The 21,093-nt window shown below is 38.3% G+C and carries 18 protein-coding genes; 17 read left to right on the top strand and 1 reads right to left on the bottom strand.

Going from position 1 to position 21,093, the window contains the following annotated elements; translation table 11 throughout:
* The first annotated feature begins 161 nt into the window (after nucleotides 1-161).
* From RRV45_RS12620 to RRV45_RS12550, 15 genes are all read left to right on the top strand, one after another.
* The gene (locus tag RRV45_RS12620) at nucleotides 162-557 is read left to right on the top strand and encodes a GntR family transcriptional regulator (RefSeq protein WP_315665046.1); all 396 of its coding nucleotides are present in this window, start codon (nucleotides 162-164) and stop codon (nucleotides 555-557) included.
* Nucleotides 544-1,443, top strand: coding sequence for an ABC transporter ATP-binding protein (locus RRV45_RS12615; RefSeq protein WP_315665045.1), 900 nt, complete (start codon nucleotides 544-546; stop codon nucleotides 1,441-1,443). Before RRV45_RS12620 ends, RRV45_RS12615 begins: the two co-directional genes overlap by 14 nt.
* On the top strand, nucleotides 1,418-3,367 hold the full coding sequence (locus RRV45_RS12610; protein ID WP_315665044.1) for a DUF6449 domain-containing protein: 1,950 nt from the start codon (nucleotides 1,418-1,420) through the stop codon (nucleotides 3,365-3,367). The genes RRV45_RS12615 and RRV45_RS12610 overlap by 26 nt, the downstream gene beginning before the upstream one ends.
* Nucleotides 3,368-3,383: 16 nt before the next feature.
* Nucleotides 3,384-3,911, top strand: a complete 528-nt coding sequence (locus RRV45_RS12605; protein ID WP_315665043.1) for an RNA polymerase sigma factor — start codon at nucleotides 3,384-3,386, stop codon at nucleotides 3,909-3,911.
* 167 nt (nucleotides 3,912-4,078) lie between these two features.
* Entirely contained in the window at nucleotides 4,079-4,846 is a 768-nt protein-coding gene (locus RRV45_RS12600; RefSeq protein WP_315665042.1) for a 3-hydroxyacyl-CoA dehydrogenase, read from the top strand.
* 101 nt (nucleotides 4,847-4,947) lie between these two features.
* A complete protein-coding gene (locus RRV45_RS12595) occupies nucleotides 4,948-6,093 on the top strand; it encodes an acyl-CoA dehydrogenase family protein (RefSeq protein ID WP_315665041.1) in 1,146 nt (381 codons plus the stop codon).
* A 14-nt stretch (nucleotides 6,094-6,107) separates the two neighbouring features.
* A complete protein-coding gene (locus tag RRV45_RS12590; RefSeq protein WP_315665040.1) occupies nucleotides 6,108-7,262 on the top strand; it encodes a thiolase family protein in 1,155 nt (384 codons plus the stop codon).
* A 228-nt stretch (nucleotides 7,263-7,490) separates the two neighbouring features.
* A complete protein-coding gene (gene pssA, locus RRV45_RS12585; RefSeq protein WP_410489380.1) occupies nucleotides 7,491-8,159 on the top strand; it encodes a CDP-diacylglycerol--serine O-phosphatidyltransferase in 669 nt (222 codons plus the stop codon).
* Nucleotides 8,160-8,324: 165 nt separating this feature from the next.
* Nucleotides 8,325-9,095 (top strand): ABC transporter ATP-binding protein, encoded by a 771-nt coding sequence (locus tag RRV45_RS12580; protein WP_315665038.1) that lies wholly within the window; start codon nucleotides 8,325-8,327, stop codon nucleotides 9,093-9,095.
* A 24-nt stretch (nucleotides 9,096-9,119) separates the two neighbouring features.
* Nucleotides 9,120-11,036 carry an AMP-binding protein gene (locus tag RRV45_RS12575; protein ID WP_315665037.1) on the top strand — a complete coding sequence of 639 codons (1,917 nt, stop codon included), beginning with the start codon at nucleotides 9,120-9,122 and terminating at the stop codon, nucleotides 11,034-11,036.
* Entirely contained in the window at nucleotides 11,036-11,920 is an 885-nt protein-coding gene (locus RRV45_RS12570; RefSeq protein ID WP_315665036.1) for a branched-chain amino acid ABC transporter permease, read from the top strand. The genes RRV45_RS12575 and RRV45_RS12570 overlap by 1 nt, the downstream gene beginning before the upstream one ends.
* A 4-nt stretch (nucleotides 11,921-11,924) precedes the next feature.
* Nucleotides 11,925-12,986, top strand: coding sequence for a branched-chain amino acid ABC transporter permease (locus RRV45_RS12565; protein ID WP_315665035.1), 1,062 nt, complete (start codon nucleotides 11,925-11,927; stop codon nucleotides 12,984-12,986).
* 89 nt (nucleotides 12,987-13,075) lie between these two features.
* Nucleotides 13,076-14,251: an ABC transporter substrate-binding protein gene (locus tag RRV45_RS12560; RefSeq protein WP_315665034.1), complete on the top strand. Its 1,176-nt coding sequence runs from the start codon at nucleotides 13,076-13,078 to the stop codon at nucleotides 14,249-14,251.
* 63 nt (nucleotides 14,252-14,314) lie between these two features.
* A complete protein-coding gene (locus RRV45_RS12555) occupies nucleotides 14,315-15,103 on the top strand; it encodes an ABC transporter ATP-binding protein (protein WP_315665033.1) in 789 nt (262 codons plus the stop codon).
* Entirely contained in the window at nucleotides 15,103-16,275 is a 1,173-nt protein-coding gene (locus RRV45_RS12550; protein ID WP_315665032.1) for a phenylacetate--CoA ligase family protein, read from the top strand. Before RRV45_RS12555 ends, RRV45_RS12550 begins: the two co-directional genes overlap by 1 nt.
* A 51-nt stretch (nucleotides 16,276-16,326) precedes the next feature.
* On the opposite strand, the gene RRV45_RS12545 is transcribed toward RRV45_RS12550, so the two are convergent.
* Entirely contained in the window at nucleotides 16,327-17,115 is a 789-nt protein-coding gene (locus RRV45_RS12545; RefSeq protein ID WP_315665031.1) for a DUF169 domain-containing protein, read from the bottom strand.
* 335 nt (nucleotides 17,116-17,450) lie between these two features.
* On the opposite strand from RRV45_RS12545, the gene RRV45_RS12540 reads away from it, so the two are divergent.
* Nucleotides 17,451-19,619: a sensor domain-containing protein gene (locus RRV45_RS12540; RefSeq protein WP_315665030.1), complete on the top strand. Its 2,169-nt coding sequence runs from the start codon at nucleotides 17,451-17,453 to the stop codon at nucleotides 19,617-19,619.
* 405 nt (nucleotides 19,620-20,024) lie between these two features.
* Nucleotides 20,025-21,008: an MBL fold metallo-hydrolase gene (locus RRV45_RS12535; protein WP_315665029.1), complete on the top strand. Its 984-nt coding sequence runs from the start codon at nucleotides 20,025-20,027 to the stop codon at nucleotides 21,006-21,008.
* Nucleotides 21,009-21,093 lie beyond the last annotated feature (85 nt).

The following is a 21,093-nucleotide window of genomic DNA, read 5'->3' as shown; positions in this document are numbered from 1 at the left end:
TTTGGATAAATATCGGTCAGCACTAGTAATATCCGAATTAAGCCTTTAATAAAAAAACTTCCAAATACCTATTCCCATTTCCATATTTTTATAATATAATCCTAACTGTATCAACTGTACTATGTATGGTAGTACACTAAGTACAGATGGGAGGGCATATAATGTTTGAGCTGGATGTAAGGAGCCGTAAACCGATATATGAGCAATTGGTTGAGCGGCTTAAAGAGCTGATAATTACAGAGATATTAAAGACAGATGAACAGCTACCTTCAGTGAGAACGCTAGCCCAGCAGCTGACCATTAATCCGAATACGATCCAAAAAGCTTATCGAGAGCTTGAGGTTCAAGGATATATTTACTCCATTAAAGGAAAAGGCAGTTTTGTTAGTCCGGCTAGTCCCTCGCCTAATACTGAAAAGCTAAGTAAGGTGAAATCAGAGCTAATTAAGCTGCTTTCAGAAGCCATGTATCTAGGCATGTCGGCAGATGAATTATACAAAATCATTCAAGAGGTTGAGGCTACTGTTGGGGGAGGGATAGAAGATGATCAAAATTAGAAATGTTCGCAAGTCATTTGAGGACTTAGAAGCTATTGAGAATATTAATATAACTGTGAACAAAGGGTCGATTTATGGTTTACTTGGCTCCAATGGGGCAGGAAAGACGACACTCCTTAAACTGATAGCAGGAATCTATGTTCAGGATGATGGGGTAATTACGATAGATGAAATGCCAGTTTATGAGAATACAAACATCAAGCAAAGAATTTTCTTTATCCAGGATATTCCTTATTTCCTTCCCCAATATACAGTGAAGCAAATGGCACAATTCTATGAAAATATATATCCTGCTTGGGATCAGAATCGTTTTGAAGAATTAGTTAAAGCTTTTAATATGGACATACATAAAAAGGTTCATAAATTTTCTAAGGGGATTCAAAGACAGGCTGCGTTTATCCTCGGCCTATCAACGAAACCAGATCTTCTTCTTCTTGATGAGCCGATGGATGGACTAGATCCGGTCATGCGGAAAAAAGTAAAAGGCTTACTTATTGAAGATGTTGCTGAACGTGAAATGACTGTATTAATTTCCTCACATAATTTAAGAGAGGTTGAAGATTTATGTGATTTCATTGGCATTATGCATAAAGGAAAATTAATGATTGAAAAGGAACTGGACGATCTAAAATCAGATACCCACAAAATCCAGATTGCCTTTAATGGACCAACTCCGCCAGGAATCTTTGACAATGTCAAAATCCTTCATAAGGAAAAACGCGGAAGTATTCATTTATTTATTTTGAATGGAAAAGAAGAAGAGATATCAGCCAGAATTATCAAGTATAACCCTATCATATTTGATATCCTGCCACTTACATTAGAAGAAATTTTTATTTATGAAATGGGGGATGTTGGATATGCAGTCCAAAATATCCTTGGTTAGCAGAGAGATTTGGAAAACCATCTTGAGAAGTGTCGGGTGGGTATCCATCTTATATTTTCTTGGTTTATTCATCGCCGTTCCATTAGAAATATTAATGACAGAATCTAAGTATGAGGAACACCGATATTTTATAAGGATAGAAAATCTGTTCCAATCTAATGCTGAGATTCAAACTGTTTTATCTATTGCACTTCCTGTTCTTTTGGCGATATTCTTATTTCGCTTTTTGCAGGTAAAGCATTTTAGCGATTTTATGCATAGTCTGCCATTGAAGAGAGAGCGAATTTATCACGTGTTCACACTTTTGGGAGCAGTGATATTAATAACACCGGTTATACTAAATAGCTTAATTGTATTGATCATTTACGGTCCATTAGATTTACAGGAAACTTTAAGTATTGGCGATGTATTCCAATGGATGGGCATAACAATTATGTTTAATTTAGTAATTTATATGGCAGCGGTCTTTGTGGCAATGATAACAGGATTATCCGTTGTCCAAGGCGGGTTAACTTATATACTTCTGCTACTGCCGATTGGCTTAATTATGTTGTTTAGTTTTAATCTGCCGTTTTACTTGTATGGATTTCCTGAACAATATTTCATGGAAAATAAAATTGACTCTATTTCCCCTTTAGTCGCTTTAAGCTTAATCAACGAACGTCCGGTTGGATGGGGAGAAATCATCATCTATATTTTGCTAATTTTTACTTTGTATGGAGCATCCTTATGGATTTATAAGCACAGAAGGCTTGAAGCAGTATCTCAGGCTCTCATTTTTCCCTTTATGAAGCCAATCTTTAAATATGGTGCAACCTTTTGCTCGATGTTATTAGGCGGAATGTACTTCGGAAAAATGGAAGGAGGCACCTTGTGGCTTATTGCAGGTTATTTGTTTGGCTCCATTTTAGGATATTTTATTGCTGAAATGGTATTACAAAAATCTTGGAGAATCATCATTCATATAAGAGGGTTTCTCATTTATGCTTGTACAATGGCTGTTCTTTTCATCTTATTCCAATTTGATTTTACTCAATATGAGAAAAATATTCCGTATACGAGTGAAATTGAACGTGTTCATTTTGGAAACAGCTACTACCGTTTTATTGATTCTGAAACAGAACCTTATTATCTAGAGGATACAGACAATATTGAGCTCATAAGAAGGCTTCATAAAGAAATTGTAGCCAATAAGGGCGAAAGCCCATCTTCTAGAGATTCTGCCTTTTTTGTTTATGAGCTGACCAATGGAAAGAGAATAATAAGAAACTATGAGATTGATAAAAATAAATACGCCCAGTTTTATAAGTTAATCTATGAATCTCAAGAATACAAAAGGGTTACTAACGAGATTTTTCAAGTAAAAGAGGATCAAATAGAAAAAATAACTATTCAGCCTTTCGGTCCTGTAAGTAAAAGGTCAATCATTGTTGATCCAACTGAAATGGAAGAAGCAATTTCCATTTTAAAAGATGAAATAAATCAGGCAACTTATGAAGAGATTCAGGATGATCGGGATGCCTATTCGGTTATTGAAATTTTTCAGCGGAATGATAAAACGGCTATGATGCAATGGCGAGTTTCATATGAAAAATTTGAACAGTGGCTTTCTGAGAAGGGGCTATTAGAGAATGCGCGAGTTAATGCTTCAGATATTGACACTGCATACATTGCTCCAAAGGATGAATTGGATATCGACTTTAGAGGATTTTCCCATGAGGAAGTATTTAATCAGATGGAAAATATTAGTAACGTTCTTAAGATAACAGATAAAACAATGCTGGAAACAACTTTGGAGGATACAAAGGGCTATATTGATGGACCATATGTGGTAGCTATTAAATATAAAAATGATCGGTATATAGATATAAAAAGCTTTAGCAGTGACAGAGTTCCGGATTTTGTGAAGCAATATTTTGAATAGTTGGTGAGGGAGGGGAATGAAAATGGATGCTTGCTCTATTGATATGAAAGAAGTTTGTGATTTGTATTATAAGCGGATATTTCATGCAGCTTATTGTATTACAAGAGATCATTATTTAGCTGAGGATGTTGTTCAGGAAACTTTACTCAAAGCTTACCAAAAAATGGACACCATTCAGGATAAAGAGAAAATGGGAGCCTGGCTGTCATCTATTGCCACGAGAACGGCCATTGACGTGATCCGTAAAGAAAGGAAAACAACTGAAAGATTGGCTGCGAATAAAGACATTGAGAATACGAACCTGATTATGAACCAAAACGTGGAACAGGAAGTAGAACTGAATTTCTTAAATGAGCAAATTCATGCTGTGATTAACTCTCTCTCACCTGATCAAAAAAGAGTGTTTTTACTAAAAATTAATTATGGACTAAAAGAAAGAGAAATAGCCCATTTAATGAAATTAAACCAGAATACAGTAAAAACGAAATTGTATAGAATTAGAAAATATTTAAAGTCTATCCTGCTTGAAAGCGAATTGGCTTGAAAAAAGTTTGGGCTCCATCTAGTACTTAACTAGATGGGCCTTTTTTAATTAGTAAAAGAATCTTTTATCAAAATAATAATATACATTTACTAGAACCTAAGCAGGAGAACCAATGTGAAAAATTGAAATCAAAGATAGGTAAATCAATCATTAGAGGAGGTTATATTTTGAATGTAAAAGATTGCATAGCAATTGTAACGGGAGGAGCCTCTGGGCTTGGAGAGGCGAATGTTAGAAATATCATTGATAAAGGCGGAAAAGCCATTATTCTAGATCAGGATGATGAGCGTGGCATAAGGCTGCAGGAAGAGCTTGGGGAGAACGTCCTGTTTATGAAAACAGATGTAAGGAAGGAAGAGGATGTTAAGGCAGCGACACAAGCATGCACGGAGAAATTTGGAGAAATTAATCTTGTACTAAATTGTGCCGGCATTGCTTACGCTTCCAAACTACTCGGTCGAAAAGGCATGCATCAATTAGATTCATTTAAGAAAGTAATGGATATTAATCTAATTGGAACTTTTAATGTGATTAGAATTACGGCGGAAAAGATGCTTAAAAACGAGCCGAATGCTTCTGGTGAAAGAGGAATTATTATAAATACCGCGTCTGTTGCAGCATTTGAAGGGCAGATCGGGCAAGCAGCTTACAGTGCATCTAAAGGGGGAGTTGTTAGTATGACATTACCTCTGGCAAGAGAGCTCGCAGAATACGGTATAAGAGTAATGACCATCGCTCCAGGATTATTCCATACGCCCATGTTTGATTCACTACCAGAAGAAGCAAGGAAGTCATTAGGAAGCATGGTTCCCTTCCCAAAAAGACTAGGAGAACCGGGGGAGCATGCCATGCTCGTAGAAAGTATAATTCAAAATCCAATGCTAAATGGTGAAACAATCCGACTCGATGGGGGAATCAGAATGCAGTCGAAATGATTCTGCTTTACAAGTAAGTTCAAAAATGAATACTGAATGTTCGAATAATATGACACTGCCCAAAAAATTAGATTAATTTCTTATTGAGAAAGGGGAGTTCCATGACAGCACAATACTTAAAAGACGAACATGAAATATTTCGCAAATCATTGCGCAGGTTTTTGGAGAAGGAAGCATATCCCGTCTATGAGAGGTGGGAACAAGATCGAATCATCCCACGGGAATTTTGGACTAAAATGGGGGAACAAGGATTCCTATGTCCGGACTTAGATGAGAAATATGGCGGAAGCGGGGTAGATTGGGGATTTTCAGTGGTCATTAATGAAGAGCTGGAGAGAGTTGGTTCAGGGCTTATCGGAATTGGGCTCCACAATGATATTGTCATTCCTTATCTATCTTCATTTGGGAATGAAGTGCAAAAGCAAAAGTGGCTTCCACGCTGTACAACAGGCGAAATAATCACCGCCATTGCGATGACGGAACCTGGAACGGGTTCAGACCTTGCAGGAATTAAAACAACTGCCAGACTAGAGGGTGACCATTATATCGTCAATGGTCAAAAAACATTTATCACAAACGGCATCCATGCAGATCTGATTATTGTAGCTTGTAATACAAATCCTCACGCAGTGCCAGCATATAAGGGAATTAGTTTGCTCGCAATCGAAAGAGATACGCCAGGGTTTACAAGGGGAAGAAAATTAAATAAGGTAGGTCTGCATTGTCAAGACACAGCAGAATTAATTTTCGCAGAATGTAACGTTCCAAAGGAAAATCTGATTGGCGAAGAAGGCAAGGGGTTTCAATATATGATGGAAAAATTGCAGCAGGAGCGCCTGATCGTAGCTATCGCTGCTCAAGTTGCTGCAGAAGAGATGCTAAAAATGACGATAAACTATGTTAAATCCCGTCAAGCATTTGGCCGTCCAATCAGTCAATTTCAAAATACACAATTTAAAATCGCTGAGATGGCAACAGATGTCGAAATGGACAGGGTATTTCTGGATCAGCTAATCATGGAGCATATGAATGGAAAAGATGTTGTGACAAAGGTTTCTATGGCAAAGTGGAAGCTCACTGAAAACGCAAGAAAGATTGCTGTAGAGTGTATGCAGCTTCATGGCGGATATGGTTATATGGAAGAATACGAGATTGCCAGACGCTATCGTGATATTCCAGTAGCTAGTATTTATGCTGGAACAAATGAAATCATGAAAACGATAATTGCCAAAAACATCGGGCTTTAAGGGAGGATAATAACATGCGTGAAGCAGTCATTGTTGAAGGGGTTCGAACACCTGTCGGGAGAAGAAATGGAATTTTTAAAGACTTTAGAGCAGATGATCTTGCTGCTGAGGCGTTAAAAGCATTAATCGAGCGAACAGGAATAGATCCGGGAATTATTGATGATGTTATATTGGGCTGTGTTTCCCAAATTGGAGAACAAAGTGGTGATATTGCAAGAGTTGCCGCCCTCATAGCTGGTTTTCCAATTGAGGTCCCTGGCACGACTATTGACCGTCAATGTGGTTCAAGCCAGCAGGCTGTTCATTTTGCTGCCCAGGCAATCATTGCTGGTGATATGGATGTTGTCATTGCTGGCGGAGTAGAGAATATGTCACGGGTCCCAATTGGCTCCAGCTATCAAGGGGTTCCATTTAGTGACAAGCTGATGAGCCAGCATGAAATTATTCATCAAGGCTTATCAGCAGAACGAATAGCTGAAAAATACGGATTTACTCGTCAGGAATTGGACCAATTTTCATATGAAAGCCATCAAAAAGCTTTGAAGGCACAAGCCAATGGCTATTTTTCAAAAGAGATTGTTCCTGTTCAAGTCAATTTGCCAGACGGCGAAACCCTTACTGTCTCAGAGGATGCCGGACCGCGGTCGGAAACATCTGTAGAAGCACTTGGCGGTTTAAAAACTGTGTTTAAAGAAGATGGAATCATTCATGCAGGAAACTCGAGTCAGATTAGTGACGGAGCTGCAGCCTTACTAATTATGTCTCGAGAAAAAGCCGAGGAACTCGGACTGAAGCCAAGATTTCGCATTCTTACTAGAACTATTGTCGGTTCGGACCCAACTTTAATGCTAACTGGTCCAATTCCAGCCACTGAAAAAGCATTAAAGAAAGCTGGATTATCAATCGATGAAATTGATGTGTTTGAAGTAAATGAGGCCTTTGCGCCTGTCCCGCTGGCTTGGCTAAAGGAAACGGGTGCCAACCCATCAAAGCTTAATCCAAATGGAGGTGCTATAGCACTCGGTCATCCTCTTGGAGCGAGCGGGGCAAGGTTAATGGTATCAATGATTCATGAGCTTGAACGCACTGGGGGAAGATATGGTCTCCAAACAATGTGCGAAGGTCATGGAATGGCCAATGCAACTATTATTGAAAGAATAGATTCATGACTTAATGAATTTATTTTATGCAGCATCGGATCATATTCCGATGCCTTTTTATTCTTTTTTATTTAAGAAGATTGCTTAATCAAATGAAATAAGTGTTATAATTTTCTTTAGCAAGCTGCTAGGGAATAAATTTTACATAACATTTTGTGTGGAAATAATATAATGGCATATGATAAATATCGTTAGGAGAGATTAGGACTTGTGAAAATATATAAAGCAATTCCCAATATGGTTACGCTCGGAAATTTATATTGTGGATTTTTATCAGTCGGTTTTGCTGCGACCGGACAATTTAAGAACGCAGCTATATTAATTTTAATCGGGATGATGCTCGATAGCATGGACGGAAGGCTGGCTCGCATGCTAAACGTTGATAGCGAATTAGGGAAACAGCTTGATTCACTTGCCGATATTGTTACATTTGGAGTAGCGCCATCATTTTTAGTATATTATACATATTTCTTTCAATTTGGCATTTTAGGAATGGCTATTGCTGGATTATTTCCATTGTTCGGAGCTTATCGTTTAGCGAGATTTAATATTAGCTCCAGCAAGGCCTCATTAAATTATTTTGTCGGAGTACCTATTACAGCAGCAGGTGGGATTTTAGCAATATTAACATTATTTGGGGATAAAATTCCCCAGATTATCACAACCGTTGTATTTACAGGTATGTGTTTTTTAATGGTTAGTAAAATTAGAATTCCTAGTCTTAAAGAAATACCGCTTCCAAAGTATGGGACGATTGTAACAATATTTCTTGGTTGTCTTTTATATATTATTTATAAAAAAGGAACACAAGGACAATTTCCATACTTAATTTATATTGCCGCACCGTTATATATTGCCTATCTTGCCTATCGATTCGTCAAAGGGAAAAATAAAAAGCAAGTATGAGCTGGAAGAGTGTAAATCTTAATGGATTTGCACTCTTTTTTTCTTATAGCGGATAAAATAACACAATTAATCATAGCAATAAAAAAGGGAAAGAGAATTCTACGTAGAATATAGTTAATATTCTAAATTTTTCAAATTAAGTACGGCATAGGGGGAGATTGTTAGGTGGGGATTTTAGAAATAAAGGATATTACTTTGCGATTTGGGGGAGTCGTAGCCTTAGATCATGTATCGTATGAAGTGAAGGAGGGTGAGATTTTCTCATTAATTGGTCCGAATGGGGCTGGAAAAACAAGTATGCTCAATTGTATTAGTGGCCTTTATCGTCCGTCAGAGGGATCAGTTCTTTTTAAAGGAGAGGAAATTACCCAATTAAAACCTCATAAGCGCGCAAGCCTAGGGATCGCAAGGGCCTTTCAAAATATTGAATTGTTTCCGCATCTGTCAGTTTTGGATAATTTAATGCTTGGCAGGCATGTCCGTATGAAAACGGGCGTCCTTTCTGGAGGTTTGTACTGGGGTAAGGCACAAAGGGAAGAAGTGGAGCACCGGGAAAAGGTTGAAAACGTCATCGATTTCTTAGAAATTGAACATATTCGGGATACGCCTGTTGGAAGACTGGCCTATGGCCTGCAAAAAAGGGTAGAAGTGGGAAGAGCACTTGCATTAGAACCGGAAATACTGCTTCTTGATGAGCCGATGGCTGGGATGAATAATGAGGAAAAAGAAGATATGGCTCGGTACATAATCGATATTCATGAGGAGATGAACACGACTATTATTCTAATTGAGCATGATATGGGTGTTGTTATGGATTTATCCGACCATATCGCTGTACTTGATTTCGGAAAGTTAATTGGTTACGGAACGCCTTATGAAATTCAAAATAACCAAAAGGTTATTGATGCATATTTAGGTGAAGAAAATGTGGGGTAAGCAGATAGGGGAGGTTTTAAATTGATGTCCAGCTCGAACAAGACATTTCCTAAGATTTTACTAGAGTGGGCAAGTAAAGCAGGGTCAAATGTGGCTTTGAGAGAAAAGGATTTTGGCATATGGAATGAAATTACTTATGAAAAATATTTAGAAGAAGTTAAATTCCTCAGTCTAGGCTTAGCCAAGCTAGGACTTAAGAGAGGAGATAAAGTCGCCGTAATTGGAGACAATCGTCCAGAATGGGTCATGAGCGAATTAGCTACCCAGTGTCTTGGAGGCATATCTGTTGGAATCTATCAAGAATCACTTCCAAGTGAAATTAGCTATATTTTAGATCATTGTGATGCCACCATTGTTGTCGTAGAGGATCAGGAGCAAGTGGATAAAGTATTTGATATTCGCGAAGAAATTCCGAAAGTGAAGACGATTATCTACTATGATCCACGTGGAATGAGAACCTATAAGGATGAATCTTTACTAAGCTTTAAGGAAGTCCAAGCAATAGGAAAGGATTTTGAATCAGAGTCCCCTTCATTTTTTCTATCAGAGGTTGAGAAAGGAAATGAAGAGGATATCGCGATCTTTTCTTATACTTCTGGGACAACCGGGAATCCAAAAGGAACGATGCTCACATATAAGAACCTGCTGGATATGGCAATAAACCTTTCAACGATTGACCCACTAACAGATAAGGATGAATATGTATCCTTCCTCCCGCTCGCATGGATTGGGGAACAAATGATGACCATGGCAATGGGCCTATATAATGGAATGACCATTAACTTCCCAGAAGAACCTTCCACGGTATTAGAAAATTTACGAGAAATCGGACCTCAAGTGATGTTTTCGCCACCTAGAATATATGAAGATATGCTTTCGAAATTTCAAGTAAAAATACAGGATGCCGGCTGGCTAAAAAGAAAAATCTATCAATGGTGCAAGCCAATCGGTGAAAAAGTAGCCAAAGCCCATTTTGAAAATAAGCCAATATCATTCAGGACGAAATGGCAATATAAAATCGCCGATTATTTTATGTTTAGCGCGATTAGAGACCATTTGGGCCTTCTCAATATGAAGCGTGCTTATACAGGGGGCGCACCGCTTGGACCAGATGTTTTCGAATTTTTCCATAGTATAGGTGTAAATGTAAAAAGTATATACGGACAGACAGAAGTATCTGGAATATCGATCGTTCATCGGGACGGCGATATTAAATTTGATAGTGTAGGCATTCCTATTCCTGGTACAGAGGTGAAAATCTCTGAGGAGGGAGAAATCCTCATCAAAAGCTCAAGCATATGTAAAGGGTATTACAAAAACGAAAAGTCAACGAAGGAAACGATACAATCCGGCTGGCTGCATACAGGAGATGCCGGAAGACTTGATGATCAAGGTCATTTATATGTAATTGACCGAATTAAAGATGTTATCCGTCTGCATTCTGGGGAAATGTTTTCGCCGCAATTTATTGAAAATAAATTGAAATTCAGCTCATACATTCAAGAAGCGGTAGCGATCGGAAAAGACCGTCCTTATGTGGTGGCAATGATTAATATTGATATGGAAAACGTTGGAAGATGGGCTGAGAAAAATCAAATTAGCTATACGACATATACAGATTTATCATCCAAACCTCAAGTATTAGACATGATCCAAAAACAGGTAAATGAAATTAATCAAACATTACCTGAGAAGGCTCGCGTTAGAAAATTTGTTCTTCTCTATAAAGAGCTGGATGCGGATGATGAGGAGCTGACAAGAACGAAAAAAGTTAGAAGACAGTTTGTAGCAAAAAAATATGAATCATTGATTGAAGGATTGTATACAGAGCAGGGGCAGATTAAGGTAGAAGGAAAAATCAGATATCGGGATGGAAATGAGCAAACGATTCATACAACACTTCAAGTGATTTTCATGGATGAAGGAGAGGGAGCTGCTTAATGGCGTTTTTTTTGCAAATGCTTGTAACTGGGATCGTAGTAGGAAGTGTATATGCATTAGTGGCACTAGGATTTGTATTAATCTATAAATCTAGTGATGCCATTAACTTTGCGCAAGGGGAATTTCTATTAATTGGGACATATGTTTGTCTTACCCTAATAACGGCTTACAACATTCCTTTTATTGCCGCATTATTGATTGCGCTCATATTCAGTGCTGTACTCGGTTTTGTCATTGAAAGAATTGTATTACGGCCGTTTATCGGTGAACCTGTTATCTCTATGATTATGGCCACCATTGGATTATCAAGTGTGTTGGCTGGAATCGTTCATATTATTTGGGGCCATGAAACTCGTGTGTTTCCAAAAATTTTCGCAGAAGAGCCCGTACGTTTAGGTCAAGTTGTAGTGGCTCCAGTTTATTTATGGTCACTGGCCATTGTTGTCATCATGCTGTTAATTTTCACTTTGTTTTTCAAATATTCGAAGCTTGGCATTGCGATGCGTGCAACTGCGGATGATCAGCAGGCGGCCATGTCAATGGGCATTAGTGTGAAGGTGATTTTTGCTGTAGCTTGGGCCATTGCTGCGGTTGTTTCTGCAGTGGGCGGAATTTTGCTCGGAAACATAAATGGTGTCAATGCATCTCTTTCAGCTATTGGTCTTAAGGTGCTGCCAGTCGCCATTCTCGGCGGCTTGGATAGTATCCCCGGAGCAATTATCGGGGGACTCATCATTGGTGTGATCGAAAGTATGACAGGAGGCTACTTAGATCCATTAGTTGGTGGTGGATTGAAAGAAGTCATGCCATTTGTCATTCTAGTCTTTATTCTCATGTTCAAGCCTTATGGTTTATTTGGCAAAAAAGAAATCGAGAGGGTGTAATCGGATGAAGAATCCATTTGTAATGGGGTGTGGAGAATTCCATGTGAACTACAAACAAGATATGGCCATATGGAAAATCACCCGCGTAAGAGTACGTATCTTTATCATGCTTGCACTCTTAGCCATTTTTCCGCTATTAGCATCCGATTACGTTGTTGGTCTCGCGACTCTTTGTGGAATTGCTGCCATCGGCGCCATCGGGCTAAACATATTAACTGGTTTTACTGGACAAATATCCATTGGGGTAGGGGCCTTTCTAGGTGTCGGCGGCTATACATCAGCCATTCTAACGGCAAAGCTTGGCCTAAGCTTTTGGATTGCGATGCCAACGGCCGGGATCATCACTGCAATTGTTGGAGGATTATTTGGATTACCTTCACTCCGTTTAAAGGGACTGTACTTAGCTATAGCCACCTTGGCAGCCCAGGTGATCATCCTCTTTGTTATTTCCAGATGGGACTCATTAACAGGCGGTACAGCAGGAATGGTCCTGTCTAGACCTGAAATTGGTGGTTTTATCTTTAACAGTGAAACGAGCTATTACTATTTAATGTTTGGTGTCCTGATCATAACGACCATGTTCACATTAAATCTTTTCCGGTCTAGGGTTGGCAGAGCCTTCATCGCGGTTAGGGACAGAGATATTGCTGCAGAAGTAATGGGTATTGATTTATTTAAATATAAAGTTCTTGCCTTTATCGTGAGTTCCTTCTTTGTAGGGGTTGCTGGGGCATTGCTTGGACATTACACGATGGTTGTAAGCCCAGAGCTCTATAGCATCGGTGTCTCGATTGAATATTTAGCTATCATACTTGTAGGTGGATTAGGCAGTGTATTCGGTTCTATTTACGGTGCAGTTTTCATCACTTTACTGCCTGTTGTCCTCCGTTCGGGTGTTGAACTTCTAAGTGGTGTCTTCCCGGATATTTCTAATGTTCTCGTTGGAATGAAAGAAGTTGTATTTGGACTTGTTATTATCTTGTTCCTTATCTATGAACCACAAGGGCTGGCGAAAATATGGAAAAATATTAAAGATTACTTTAGATTGTGGCCATTTTCATATTAGCGTTAAAGTAGATAAAACTTGGGAATATTTGAAAGCATTGCTTTCAATTATTAATATTTCATTTTGCAAAAATATCAAGGGGGAGAAAAATGAAAAAGTATTTGGCTGGATTTTTAATGATGATGTTAGTCTTTGGGGTACTGGCGGCGTGTTCGGGCGAAGAGAAGAGTTCAGGCAGTTCAAAAGGAACAGTAAAATTTGGCGGGATTTTTGATATTACAGGGGGAACTGGAGATGTTGGAACTCCTTATGCTGAAGGTGCAAGAGCATATTTTGAGCATATGGCAGATCAAGATATTAATGGATATAAGGTTGAATTAATTGGTGATGATTATGCCTATAAAATACCTGAAGCCCAAAAACTCTATCAAAAACTAAAATCAAAAGATAAGGTGTCAGCTATTTTAGGATGGGGAACAGGTGATACTGAAGCTCTTCGCCAGCAAGTGGCAGCTGATAAGCTACCATACATTTCTGGCTCTTATTCTGAAAACCTCAAAAATATAGAGGAGAGTCCATACAACTTCTTAGCAGCGGCAACGTATTCAGACCAAGCCAGATCAGCCTTAAAGTGGATAAAGGATAATCATAGCGGTGGCACTCCAACGGTGGCTTTACTTTATAATGATACGGCATTTGGAAAGTCACCAATTGAAGATGCGAAAAATTTTGCAAAAGAGATTGGAATAGAAGTTGTTGATGAACAAATTGTCGAGCTTCAGGCACTTGATGCAACATCCCAATTATTAAATATGGAGAAGAAAAATCCTGATTACGCAATCATTCAGCAAACATGGGGAGCAACTGCAACGATCTTAAAGGATGCCAAAAAACTTGGTCTAGATACCCAATTTATTGGCTTGAACTGGGCGGCAGGTGAAGGGCTGATCCCAATTGCCGGCGATGCGGCTGAAGGCTTTATCGGAGTGGTTACACATGCATTCCCTTATGAAGATCTTCCGGGAATAGCGGAAATTAAGACGTTTTTGGAGAGTAAAGGAGAAAAATTAGAGGATAAGAACCAAAAGTTCATCCAAGGATGGGTTTCAGCGAGAATTATGGTTGAGGGCATGAAGCTGGCGGATGACCCGACAACTGGTGAAGGGATTCGAGGCGGATTAGAAAAACTATCAAATCTTGATCTTGGCGGTCTTGCAGCACCTGTTTCATTCTCTGCTGATAATCACGCAGGTACAAATCAAATCCGACTGGCAAAAGTAGAAAATGGCAAGTTTGAAATATTCACTGATTATATCGGCTATTAATGAAGGGTGGGGGCGTTTTAACAGACGCTCCCTTTTTGAAAGTGAAGGAACGGGAGGAATTGTATGCTGACGATTAATAATGTCGAAGTCATGTATGATCGGGTTATTCTTGTTCTGAAAGGAATGTCAATGGTCGTTCCTAAAGGAAAAATTGTTGCCTTATTAGGAAGTAATGGTGCAGGAAAAACAACTACTCTTAAAGCGATATCCGGTCTATTAAAAAGTGAAAATGGTGAAGTGACAGACGGTTATATCGAGCTGTACGGCGAACGAATTGATGTCAGCGATGCCGAAACCATTGTAAAAAAAGGGATCTTTCAATGCATGGAGGGCCGCCGAGTATTTGAGCAATTAACAGTTGAGGAAAATTTAATAGCGGGTGCCCATACACGTAAGGACCGGAAAAATATTAAAGACGATATCCAGAAAGTATATCATTATTTTCCGAAGCTGGAAATGTTAAAAAACCGGCAAGCCGGCTATTTATCCGGGGGTGAGCAGCAAATGCTGGCCATCGGACGGGGAATCATGGCTAAGCCTAAAGTGCTGCTATTAGATGAGCCTTCTCTTGGTCTTGCTCCACTGCTCGTGAAAGAAATCTTTGACATTATCAAAAAAATTAACGAAGAGGAAGGTACAACGATTTTAGTTGTCGAACAAAACGCCAATGTCGCGTTGTCTATCGCTGATTATGGCTACATAATGGAAAATGGCCGGATTGTGATGGACGGTACAGTTGAAAGATTACTAGCCAATCAGGATGTTCGCGAATTTTATTTAGGTATGAGTGATAAGGGTCGAAAAAGCTATAAAGATATTAAATCGTATAAAAGAAGAAAGAGGTGGCTTTGATGGAGGCACTAAAGGACATTATCCAGCATGCTTATGATAACGCAAAAGGGTTCAGAGAGATCATGGGTAATGCTGGCCTTTCACCAGAAGATATTCAGTCAATCCAAGATTTGGAGAAAATTCCGGTATTAAAAAAGGATCAATTGCCTGAGCTTCAGAGTATAAATGCCCCTTTCGGAAATTTTACGACTATCCCTACAACGGAAATGGCAAGAATATTTATGTCTCCTGGTCCAATCTACGATCCTCAAACACATGAACAGGATTTTTGGAGGTTTTCGGAAGCCTTGTCTATTGCAGGTTTCGGCAAAGAGGATATTGTACAAAATACCTTTTCCTATCATTTATCGCCCGCTGGCTTTATGTTTGACTCTGCTCTTAGAGAATTAGGAGCCACAGTCATCCCAGCTGGAACAGGAAATCGTGAGCTGCAAATACAAGTGATGAAGGATTTACAAGTGACTGGATATGTAGGTACTCCGAGTTTCTTGGCCATTATATTAGATGCGTTAGAGGAAAAAGGATGGGCGCCAGGGAAAGAAATTCACATTAATAAGGTATTTTTCACAGCGGAAATGCTTACAACGGAAATGAGAAAAAGATGTGAGGACAATGGGATATCTGTCTATGAAGGATATGGCACAGCAGATTGCGGATGTATTGGCTTTGAGGATAAGCTAGGCCCTGGTTTACGTTTGACTAATTCAGCGATAGTGCAGATTTGCGATCCCCACACTGGGAACGAGGCTCATACCGGTGAAGGTGAAATTGTCGTAACTTTATATGATAAAAGCTATCCGCTTATTCGCTTTGGGACCGGAGATTTGTCACGTTGGGTGGAAGGTTATGAAGGGAAGCGGATTGCTGGAGTTCTTGGAAGAGTAAGTGATGGAGTAAAGGTGAAAGGGATGTTCGTTAGAGAAAAGCAGCTTTCTCTCCTAATGGAGGAAGCAGGGTATAGAATGTTCCAAGGAATTGTGTCATCTGTACACAATCAGGACGAATTCGAGTTATTCATTGAGTCTCATGAGGAGCTTGATGAAAGTCTAATAGGCAAACTTCAAGATGTCATTCGCGTTACACCCATCCTTAAGAAAGTCTCACCAGGTACGTTTAATAAAGATGAAAAACGCCTAATAGATAAGAGGCTGCTAGATTTGAAGAATGCATAAAAAAGAATGAGGGGCCCCCAGGGACTCTCATTCTTTTCATTTGCTATACATTTATTTAAACATCTCATTTAATTTTTCATAGGTTTCAGGATATTTTGCTTCATACTGCAAATACGTTGGAACGGGATAGCGGACGCCGCCTTTATGTGTTTGCTTCAATCCATCGATGAAACTTTCAACTGAGGAGTAGGGAATGGTGAAGGCCATTTCATGATCATGTGTTTGTCCAAATACTCGGTCACCATAGCATGGAAGAATAACTTGTGGCTTGTTTGATTTCATAGTCTTAATAACAATATCTGCACAATCAGCCCTTGCAGTAAAGGTTGAGGTAATTTCACCGCCGGTATGATATAGAGCCGCTGCAACCATACGCATGACTTGTGCGGAATTTCCATAGACAACAATCACATCAGGTTCAAATGCTGCACGGGATAAAGGAGCCATTAATACTGTTCCCGCTTCAACTGTTGTAAACTTAGGGACTGCTGACTCTGTAAGTGCACCTAAATCACATGTTTTTGTATACATTCCATCTGTTAAATTACCTTCTGTATAATAGGCTAATTCTTCTTCAAATCCAAACGCGATCTTTGCAATCGGACATGAAAGATCCTCCCGATCCATCGCCAATCCCCATCCATATCTTCTAGCCATTGTAATCCCTTGACAAATACTAAATGTTTTCCCGAAGTCTTTGTAAGGCCTTTTGACACGTTCAGGCAGTGGTTCTCCTTTTTTCATTACTCGAAGAGCTAAAGGAAACGTATCCGGCCTGACATAGATTTGAATGGCTTCTTCTAATTGTGTTAATAATTTATTCCTATCTGTTTGTTGCAAATCACCATCTCCTTTCTATTTATCTAAGTATTCTATAAATTAAATTTTAATCCTCTGCCCACTATTAATATATTATCTCTCGATTAGCATAAATATACATTGCTAACGTGATCATAGTGTAAAATCGACAACATATTGTATATACTGACAAAATATGATAAAAATAAACTAATCTATCATTAGTTACAAATTTTACTAAATAAATATGATCTTATACTTAAGTGAATTGTTTAATTATACGTTTAAATGAATGAAAACAGGTCTTTTTGCTTAAATTCAAAAGATTTATATTTATGAATAATTATTGATTTTTATGTAATTAAAGGGGTGTGAAAATGGCTGGAATGTTTGAACAAAATAGAGTGCAGCCATGGCTTAATTCTTTAAAAGAGATTTTTAAAAATGGTCAAAAAAATTATCAGACATTTTTACAAATGGAAAAGGGTATTGAGGAGATTAGCGATTTCCTTGAGGACTATACCAATTTAAAATTCGCACTTGATGTTTCAGCGATCGTAGCTGTTACGGACATTAATGGAGAAATTATTTATGTTAACAACAAATTCTGTGAGATTTCAAAATATAGCCGTGAAGAGTTAATTGGAAAGGATCATCGAATCATAAATTCAGGCTATCATGATAAGCAATTTTTCCGAAATATGTGGAGCCAAATTTTAAAAGGAGAAGTATGGGAAGGTGAAGTGAAAAATAAAGCAAAGGACGGCTCATATTATTGGGTAAAAACAACGATCGTGCCCTTAAAGGATATCAATGGTGAAACAATAATGTTTATAGCGATACGGACCGATATTTCAGAAGGGAAGTTTGCGAAGGAGAAGTTATTATCGGCCTTGCAGAATGATTATCAGCAAATCGTTTCCTCTATGAATAATCTAATCTTTAAAGTAGTAAAGGATCAAGATCATTTTGTATATACACTTAATGAGGGGCAGTTAGCAAATAAATTAGGTTTAGGAAACGGAAATATGAAGAATAAAAAGGTTCATGAAATATTTCCTAAAGAAATAACCGAAAATCTAAATAAATTTTATCATCAAGCGTTTTTAGGCCGCCAGGTTTCTTATCAATATCCATTTCAGGGAAGGCAATTATTAACCCATATAACACCTATTTACGAGGATGGAGAGATTAAAGAAATCCTTGGCTGCATGAATGATATTACTGAATTGCACCATGCCCAGCAGCAAATAGAATATATGGCATATCATGATATATTATCTAGTCTACCTAATAGACGAAAGTTTAGCGATGATTTAAATCACTTAATTTCAATTTCTCAAAGTCAGAATGAAAGAATTGCTTTATTTTACATCGACCTTGATCGATTTAAACAAATTAATGATTCCTTCGGTCATGCAGTGGGAGACCAATTAATTACAAAAGTTTCTTTATTGCTTAAAAAAGCACTTTGCCAGAAAGGACAGATTTATCGTTTTGCCGGAGATGAATTTATTATTCTTTTACCACAAATCAATAACTATGATTGCGCAACACATTATGCAAATCAAATTCTATCTATTTTTGATCAATCAATTAAGCTATTAAATAGTTTGGAAATATTTACTTCATGCAGTATTGGAATCAGTATCTTCCCAGACCATGGAGATGATGGTGAAACATTATTAAAAAATGCAGATGCAGCAATGTATAGGGCGAAATCAAAAGGTCGAAATACATTTAAAATTTATGAAAAAGATATGTTTCAGTCACATGAGAAAGCGTTATCGATCGAATACCATTTACGAAATGCCATTGAGAATGATGAATTTGAACTTTATTTTCAGCCAAAGCTGGACCTGGTTTCAAAGGAAATTAATGGGATGGAGGCTTTATTACGCTGGAATAACCGTGAACTCGGAAAACTCTCACCTGAGGTTTTCATTCCAACTGCCGAGGACACAGGATTTATTCATAAATTAGATAAATGGGTGTTGGAAAAAGCTTGTCAGCAAAATAAAGAATGGAATGACTCTCTTTTTTCCAAGCCGGTTAAAATTTCAGTTAATATTTCTCCTCTTCATTTCCGTTTGCCTAATTTTCACCATGTCATAAAGCAAGTGTTAGATAAGACGGGGCTATCACCACATCTTCTTGAAATTGAAATTACGGAAAATAGTTTCATTGACAATGCTGAGGAGTGTATAACTTGCTTAAATGAATTGAGAAAAATGGGTGTGAGTGTGGCCATTGATGATTTTGGCAAAGGGTATTCGTCACTAAACTATTTACGAAAGTTTCCGATTCAATCCTTGAAAATCGACCGTACATTCATTCAGGAGGTTGCAAAGAATTCAGATGATATCGCCATCGTAAAAGCGATTACGTATCTTGCACATGAATTGAATCTAAAGGTTGTTGCTGAAGGAATTGAAACGAAGGAAGTCATACATATATTGGAAAAAATCGGCTGCGATGAAATCCAGGGATATTACATAAGTAAGCCACTGCCAAAGCATGAGTTTGAAAAGGTCTTCAGTCTATAACTAGCATGATTCCTACTATGACAAATATCCGCCTGGAGCGGGCACCAAATGCAGAGAAAGGTGCCCGTTTTTCTGTGTTTAAAGTAAAACGCTAACATAGGATTGTTTAATGTAATTGTTATGTAGAGTTTATTAACCAGTCCCGTTCATATCTCGCTTATGGTTTCCTCATTTTTTTATATCCGCAATATCGACCACCGTTTTAAGCTTCTCCACCAACTCACATGTAAATGGAAGTTTACTATTCATACACTTTCACGTAAAATATTTGTATAGTTTAAAATTTTCAATAAATTAATTTTCACACATCAAAAGAAGCCAATACTTTATTTCTAAACACTGTAAATTATATAAATTAAAATTGAGTGAACGTTCGATCATAATTGTATAAAGGGGGAATAGCATATGAAAAACTCCAAGATTATTTTCTTTGAAAGAAAATTTCCAAGTGCAAACATGGTCCTTATTAAAGATCAACTCCCGATTCTTATTGATACAGGATTTGGGAGTGATGCGTTTGAAACCGAGCAATTAATGAAAGAAGCAGGCGTTTCGCCAGAAGAGCTGCATCTTATTGTGAACACGCACTATCATAGTGACCACGTAGGAGGCAATTATCATCTTCAAAAAAACTATGGAGTGACGGTTGCTGCCCATAAATGGGACGCCGATTTAATTAATATTTGTGACCATGAAGCCTGTAGTGCAGAATGGTTAGATCAGCCTGTAGAACCTTATCGAGTAGATAAAAAGCTTTCAGATAACGATGAGATTCATACTGGAGACAGAACCTTGAAAGTCGTGCACACACCGGGACATACTTTAGGGCATATTTCTTTATACGAACCTGAAGAAGAGGTTTTAATTTGCGGGGATCTCTTTCACAAGAATGACATCGGCTGGTTAAATATCTTTAGAGAGGGTGTTTCATCTATCCAACGATCTCTCGAAAGTTTGGATCGGTTGTCCATGCTCCGGATTAAACAGGCATATTCAGGACATGGACCACAAATAGAGAATCCTAGTAGTTCAATCGATGCAGCTAGGAATCGGTTTGAAAAGTGGCTCAAGGCACCAGAAAAAATATCATGGCATGCCTGTAAGAGAATTTTTTCATTCACCTTAATGCTAAAAAACGGACTGGCAAAAGAAGAAATCGATGACTACCTGCTAAATTGTGGTTGGTTCCAAGATTTTGCTCGCTACTCTTTCCAGCATCGGCCAGAAGAATTTATTAGAATCCTGCTTGATGAAATGATTCGTTCCGGAGCAGCGGCTTGGCACAATAATCATTTAATCGCAGCCGCCTCATACCAGGCACCACAAAAGGAATGGATGAATAAGAACATAAAACCAAAAAATTGGGAGCCTCAAGATTTGTTCTCATAGCTAAAAGTGTGATGCTGGCTTTATATTTCACGGATTCAATGTCCGCTCAAATTATTTAAATTACTAATTTCATCATAAGTGATAA

The organism is Bacillus sp. DTU_2020_1000418_1_SI_GHA_SEK_038 (assembly GCF_032341175.1).
Taxonomy (GTDB): Bacteria; Bacillota; Bacilli; order Bacillales; family Cytobacillaceae; genus Cytobacillus.
The sequence above is the reverse complement of the archived record's forward strand: the minus strand, read 5'-3'. Positions and strand labels throughout refer to the sequence as shown.